The sequence below is a fragment of the Beijerinckia sp. L45 genome (assembly GCF_009765775.1).
Lineage (GTDB): Bacteria > Pseudomonadota > Alphaproteobacteria > Rhizobiales > Beijerinckiaceae > RH-AL1.
The window spans coordinates 35,923-41,972 of record NZ_LMUU01000070.1; the positions used below are offsets into that span (position 1 = coordinate 35,923).

The following is a 6,050-nucleotide window of genomic DNA, read 5'->3' on the forward strand; positions in this document are numbered from 1 at the left end:
GGCATCCGCGACGCGCCATGCCTCAACGGGAACGCTCAGAAGGGGTTCCAGGTCGAATGGTCGGTGAATTTGAGGTAGCCGACGTTGACACCGAGCCGCGCGCCGAGGCCGGTGCGGATCGGCACCAGAACGATGTCGTTGGCGGCCAGGGCCGTCATGCCGAAGCCGCCGATGAAATAGGCGGATCCGTCGACACCGGCGAAGCGCTGGAAGACCGCGTCCTTCGAGGGCATGTTGTAGACGAGCATCATGGTGCGGTCGCCGTCGCCGCCGGCGTCGAAGCCGATCGTCGGCCCCTGCCAGAACACCCGCCGGTCTCCGGCGTTGCGGGTGTAAAGCTTGCCCTCGCCATAGCGCAGGCCGCCGACGAAGGCGCCACCGGCTTCCTGCCCAAGGATGTAGCCGTTGGGCCGGCCCCAGCGCCGCGTTGCGGCCTCCACGGCTTCGGCCAGGCCCTTCGACAGCGAGCCGAAGAACTTGTGGCCGCTCAGAACGATTTCATCGGAGGTATAGGCAATCGGCCGCTCCTGCGCGGCTGCCTGGCCCACCAGGCCAGCGCCGGCGAAGCCGAAAGCGACAAGAAAGGCGGCGGCCTTGAACCGCGAACCAAACGTGAAGCGGAACCCCATCTGCGTCTCCCGAAAGCTCAAGCGCCGCTTCCGAAAGAGGGCGCGCGGCAAGCTTTACGGGACTGTAGGCAACACGAGGTTAACGGCACCTTAACCACGCTCAGGTCTCGGGTCGGACCTTAGCCACGCATCGCGCGGCGCTGCGGCACCGCGTCGAGATCGCCCCAGGCGACGAAGGGGCCGTTGCGATATTGGTTCTGCGCCTTGCCGTAAAGCAGCGCCGTGCCGACCTCGTCGAGCACGGCGCCACCGGCGGCCCGCAAGACGGCATCGCCAGCCGCGGTATCCCATTCCATGGTCGGCCCGAAGCGCGGATAGACGTCGGCCTCGCCCTCGGCGATCGTGCAGAATTTCAACGACGAGCCGGCGCAGCGGCGCTCGGCGATCGGCAGCCGGGCCAGAAAGACTTCAGTCTCGGCATCGGCGTGGGAGCGGCTGGCCAGCGCCGTCAGACCCTGCTGCGGGTTGGCGCGCACCGCGATGATACGACGCTCCGAGACCGGCGGCAGCGCCGCCCCTGGCTCGACGGTGCAGGCATAGGCACGGGTCCCGGCCATCCACATCTGGCTGATCGCCGGCGCATAGACGGCGCCCGCCCGGGGTACCCCGTCGAGGATCAGCGCGATATTGATGGTGAATTCGCCGTTGCGATGGAGAAACTCACGGGTTCCATCGACCGGATCGACGAGGATGAAAGCCCGGCCGCAGCGCGGTTTTTCGCCGCGTGAGGCGGCCTCTTCCGCGATGACCGGAATCCCGGGGACGCGCACCGCAAGCCCAGCGAGGATGATCGCCTCGGCGCGCTCGTCGGCGTCGCAGACGAAACTGCGGTCCGCCTTCCGGCGGGCATGGGGATCGGTCGCATAGACGCCCATCACGGCGACAGCCGCTTCAAGGGTCAATTCCGCGAAGATTTCTGCAATCGCGTCACAATCAATTATCGGACACGTCGCGAGATTGTCTGTCGCGAGATCGGCTTGAGCCATTGGGTCACCTGATGAACGGACGATTGGCATGCGCCTTCTTCGTCCCTCTTGCAAGATGGGCATCGTTTCGCCCACTTCAATCAGACGATGCGTTTCGTCAAAGCCACAATTTCTTTCAACGGCACAATATTTGACGCCAAAGCTTAAGCAGAGCCGGATTTGTAGAGTCTAGATGAAGTCATGATGCTTAACACGCTGCTCCGGCCGGCCCGCGCCGCCATTGTCGGCGCCTCGGGCGGCGTTGGCGGTGCTTTGGTCGCGTCACTTGCAAAAGCGGGCTTCGAGGCGGTCCACGCCCTGTCCCGCGTGCCGGTCGCCGCCAGCACCGGCGTTCGGCCGGGCCATATCGACCTGCTCGACGAGGCCACGATCGCGGCGGCCGCAACGGCCCTTGGCGAAGGCGCACCACTGCGGCTCATGATTGCCGCTACGGGACTGTTGCACGATGCGAGGACGCAGCCGGAGAAATCGATGCGCAGTCTGGATGCCGCACAGCTGGTACGTGGGTTCGCCGTCAACACGATCGGCCCGGCGTTGCTCGCCAAGCACGTCGTCCCCCTGCTCCCGCGTGCCGGCAGAAGCGTCTTCGCGGTGCTGTCGGCGCGGGTCGGCAGCATCGAGGACAACAGGCTTGGCGGCTGGTACGGCTATCGCGCACAAAAGGCTGCGCTGAACCAGATCGTCCGGACGCTGGCCGTCGAGGTGCGGCGAACCCGGCCCGAGGCCATCATTGTAGCGCTACACCCCGGAACGGTCGCCACGGATCTGAGCGCGCCGTTCCGCGGTGCGGTCAGCGCGGAGCGGCTCTTCACACCCGACGTTTCCGCGCGGCATCTGCTCGACGTGATCGACGGCCTGACACCGGACGACAGCGGCGGATTTTTTGCGTGGGATGGGCAGCGGATTCCGTTCTAAGATATCGTGAGGAGCTCGGGAGGGAGATCCGTCGCTATGGCGGCAGTTAAGTTCACGCTTGACCCGGGCCACCCACCAAAACTCTCGGCGGTCGAGCGCGAGCGGCTCGACGCGCAAACTCAAGACGAGATCGATTGCGCGGCCGAAACCGACTTCGAAAACCCGCCGCTCAGCGACGTTGAGTTGGAGCGCGCCATCTTCACCCGCAGCCGGCATCAAAAAGCTCCTCGCGACCCCTAACCGTTGACCGGCAGAAGCCGCAGCATCCGCTCGACCAGAACCGTCGGCGACTCGGCCCGCGGGTCGAGCTTGCCGTCCAGCGCCAGCATCGCAAGACCGTGGACAACGGACCAGCATGTCAGCGTCCAGTCGGCCGCCTGCGCAGGCTTGGCCAGAGACGCCACGCGCGTCGCCAGCACCGCATAGGCGGACTCGCCGGCCAACGCGAGATCGCCTTTTACGTTCGGCGACGTCGCGCCAAACATCAGCCGGAACAAGGCCGGCCGCGCGCAGGCGAAATCGACGTAAGCAACCCCCTGCGCGATCAAAGCCTCATGCGCGTCCGGCTTGGCGTCGGCCTGCCGCAGAAGATCCGCGAAACGCTGGAACCCGACGGCGGCGACCCCCGCGATCAAGGCCTCCTTGTCCGCGAAATGCCGATAAGGCGCCATCGCCGACACCCCGGCCCGCCGCGCTGCCTCGCGCAGCGACAGCCCGGCTAGGCCGCCCTCCTCCAAAACCTCGAGCGCCGCGACGATGAGGGCATCGCGCAGGTCGCCATGGTGATAGGTTTTTTTCGACGCCGATGTTGACACTGTAATCATTCCCGATATGTTTACAGCGTAATCAGGAGCACATGATCATGCAAGGCAAACCCTCGAAGGTCTCGGTCGACCTCAGCGCCTATCCCGACCTGGTGGTGGTCTATCTCGGCTTCCGTGTCTCGACGTGGCGCGGCCTCATCGCCATGCTCGGCATCGGCAAAGGACTCGCCATGATCCGGCGCGACAAACCGGACGGCCTGCTGGCCGACGAGCCGATCATCTACAGCCTGCGCCATGTCGGCATGCGGCAGTACTGGCGCGACTTCGACAGTCTGGAGACATTCACCCGCTCGGAGCCGCACAAGACCTGGTGGGTGCAGTTTTCCAAGGATCCCAAAGGCTCGGGCTTCTGGCACGAGGCCTACCGAAAAAGCGGTGGCATGGAAGCGATCTATATCGGCATGCCCACGCCGATCGGCTTCGCCTCTTTCGCGGCAGCGCGGCGCCCCGAAGGCCCGTTCCTCAGCTCCCGCGATCGGCTCGCGGCCTGAACGCGTTCCACAGAAAATGCGGATCGTTTTGAACCGGATCGGTGGCGGGAGCGACAGAGAAGGGTCGGACGGTTGGCGTCCGTGGACTCAAGGAGACGGATCATGGCTCGCATCGCTTCCCGCAAACTGGTTCTCGCCGCTTTCGCAACCCTCGCCCTCGGCGCCGGCTTCGCCGCTCCTGCAGCCGAGGCTCATCCCTTCGGCTGGGGTGGCGGCTTCCACCATCACGGCTTCGGTCATCTCGGCATCGGTCTCGGCCTGGGCGCCCTCGCCGCGACCGCCTACGCGGGCAGCGACTGCTACATCGAGCGCCGCGAGTTCGTCGACGGCTACAACAGGATCTACGTCCGTCCCGTCCGCGTCTGCGACTGATCTTTTTGGCATACCTGCCATCGAGCCTCCCGGTCCCGCCGGGAGGTTTTTCGTTTGGATGCTGAAGCGTCGCAGAGATACCGCCTAACAATTTTGCCGGCCCGGTTGAACCGTCTGCGTCGGTTTGCCGACCAACGATGGTCCGGTTGTTCCGCCGGCGCTTCGTGGAGTTCAGACATGCGTCGCTTCTCGTATCTCGTTCTCGTCACCGCCGCTTCGCTCGGCGCAATCGCCACCGTGGCGGAGGCCTTCCCCGCCGGCAATACGACGCTCCGTCAGGACTGGGCCCGCGTCTTCAGCCGCTTCTCGCCGAACTTCGGCATCGTCGAGCCCGGCGAATGCATTCTCGTGCGTCAGGAGATCGTCGACGGGTCCAACCGGGTGCACCTTCGGCTCGTCAGGGTCTGCGATTGACGGGCGCTGCGAGGCGATCACGCGCGCTGACAGCCGCGTCGGCATCGATCAACCCGGCGCCCGCGGCCGATGCGAGGTCCGGCAGGTGGCGGGCGGTGTCGCACAAGAGCTTGCGGATCGTGTCTGGGGACACCGTGTTCCCCTCTATCAGCAACGCGGCAACGCCACTTGCCTCCGCGGTGGCGATCGAGGTCCCGGACGTCATCTGCATCCCGCCACCGAGACCGGGGGCCAGGATGTCCACGCCAGGGGCCGCGAGGGCGACGTAAGCGCCACGGTTGGCCATCGCAAACAGCGTGTTGCTGGCATCCGTCGCCGTCACGGCGATAACGCCCGGCTCCGCCGCGGGATACAGCGGCTTCGATCCCGGTCCCGCATTGCCCGCTGCCGCAATCGCAACGATGCCGCGCGCCCGCGCCGCGCTCAACGCGTCGCGTAGAAGCGGATCCTCGGGCCCGGCGAAACTCATATTGACGATCTGAGCCCCATGCAGGGCGGCAAAATCGAGGCCGCGCAGGATATCGTAACCGGTGCCGCCGGTACCGCCGCCGGACAGGCTGGAGAATGCCCGAACCGCGATGACGTGCGCGTCCGGCGCGATCCCGACGAGCATCTGATGCGCGACGATGACGCCGGCCATCGCCGTGCCGTGAGCCTGCGCGGCAAAGCGGCCGCCGACCGCATCGAAACGATCCGCAACCATTCCGCTGATCTCGGGATGTGTTTCATCGAGCCCGGTGTCGATGATCGCGATCAGCACGTGGGCGCCGGTGGCGACACGGTGCGCCGCGACGAGCTTTAAGGTTTCGACGGCATATTGCACCGGCCTATCCGGTGAAGTGGTCGACGAGATGGCGTCCATGCGCGACGCGTCCTTGATCGGCGCCTGGCTATCGTCCTGCAAAGCGAAGAGGAAATTCGGCTGCGCGGCGGCGACGAAGGACGGGCTGCTCCGCAGCGCCCGGATCGCCTGGGACACGCTGGTCCCCTCCCGCAGCCGATATCGCGACACGCTGGCATCGAGCAACGCGACCCGGGTCCGGGCGAGCGGCGTAAGACCGTAATCCACTTCCAGGCGCCGCACCTGCTCCGGAGAAACCGGCGCTTTGAGGGTCAGAAGAACTTCATCGGGGACGTAGCGCCGTTCGTCGCTTGCCGGAACGCCGAAGCCGGGCCTTGCGGGTGGTCGCAGAGCGGGCACGGGCGGCGGCGTGTGTCGCGGCGGAATGACCGCGGTCCGCACGATGGGCTTGCGCTTGAGCCGCCGCGCGGGAGCCGGGCCGACGTCTCGGTCATAGACCTGCTGGGGCGGCGGTCGCGCGACGCCGCCGAGGATTGCGCCACCGAGCCCCAGGCCAAGGCCCGAACCGCCGCCAAATCCGCCGCCGCGGCCCCCCCCGCCCGTCGGCACCCGCGCAA

9 protein-coding genes are annotated in these 6,050 nt (G+C 66.4%); 5 read left to right on the forward strand and 4 right to left on the reverse strand.

The window, feature by feature from the left end; all coding sequences use genetic code 11:
* Nucleotides 1-35: 35 nt before the first annotated feature.
* Nucleotides 36-650, reverse strand: coding sequence for a DUF1134 domain-containing protein (locus tag GSQ79_RS07395; RefSeq protein WP_246725162.1), 615 nt, complete (start codon nt 648-650; stop codon nt 36-38).
* A 98-nt stretch (nt 651-748) separates the two neighbouring features.
* Nucleotides 749-1,615 carry a 3'(2'),5'-bisphosphate nucleotidase CysQ gene (gene cysQ / locus GSQ79_RS07400; protein WP_158808078.1) on the reverse strand — a complete coding sequence of 289 codons (867 nt, stop codon included), beginning with the start codon at nt 1,613-1,615 and terminating at the stop codon, nt 749-751.
* A gap of 180 nt (nt 1,616-1,795) precedes the next feature.
* Here cysQ and GSQ79_RS07405 point away from each other — a divergent pair, with 180 nt between their 5' ends.
* Nucleotides 1,796-2,530 (forward strand): SDR family NAD(P)-dependent oxidoreductase, encoded by a 735-nt coding sequence (locus GSQ79_RS07405; protein WP_368669927.1) that lies wholly within the window; start codon nt 1,796-1,798, stop codon nt 2,528-2,530.
* A gap of 36 nt (nt 2,531-2,566) precedes the next feature.
* The gene (locus tag GSQ79_RS07410) at nt 2,567-2,770 is read left to right on the forward strand and encodes a hypothetical protein (protein ID WP_158808079.1); all 204 of its coding nucleotides are present in this window, start codon (nt 2,567-2,569) and stop codon (nt 2,768-2,770) included.
* On the opposite strand, the gene GSQ79_RS07415 is transcribed toward GSQ79_RS07410, so the two are convergent.
* A complete protein-coding gene (locus tag GSQ79_RS07415; protein WP_246725163.1) occupies nt 2,767-3,345 on the reverse strand; it encodes a TetR/AcrR family transcriptional regulator in 579 nt (192 codons plus the stop codon). The two genes, GSQ79_RS07410 and GSQ79_RS07415, sit on opposite strands and share 4 nt — an antisense overlap.
* Nucleotides 3,346-3,392: 47 nt before the next feature.
* On the opposite strand from GSQ79_RS07415, the gene GSQ79_RS07420 reads away from it, so the two are divergent.
* The 3 genes from GSQ79_RS07420 to GSQ79_RS07430 all read left to right on the forward strand — a co-directional run bounded on the left by GSQ79_RS07420 (nt 3,393) and on the right by GSQ79_RS07430 (nt 4,631).
* Nucleotides 3,393-3,845 (forward strand): DUF4188 domain-containing protein, encoded by a 453-nt coding sequence (locus GSQ79_RS07420; RefSeq protein ID WP_158808081.1) that lies wholly within the window; start codon nt 3,393-3,395, stop codon nt 3,843-3,845.
* A gap of 102 nt (nt 3,846-3,947) precedes the next feature.
* The gene (locus tag GSQ79_RS07425) at nt 3,948-4,217 is read left to right on the forward strand and encodes a hypothetical protein (protein ID WP_158808082.1); all 270 of its coding nucleotides are present in this window, start codon (nt 3,948-3,950) and stop codon (nt 4,215-4,217) included.
* Nucleotides 4,218-4,394: 177 nt separating this feature from the next.
* Nucleotides 4,395-4,631, forward strand: coding sequence for a hypothetical protein (locus tag GSQ79_RS07430; protein ID WP_158808083.1), 237 nt, complete (start codon nt 4,395-4,397; stop codon nt 4,629-4,631).
* Here the strand turns inward: GSQ79_RS07430 and GSQ79_RS07435 are convergent.
* Nucleotides 4,615-6,050, reverse strand: a 1,436-nt coding sequence (locus GSQ79_RS07435; protein WP_210253034.1) for a S8 family serine peptidase, incomplete at its 5' end; no start/stop codon positions are given. The two genes, GSQ79_RS07430 and GSQ79_RS07435, sit on opposite strands and share 17 nt — an antisense overlap.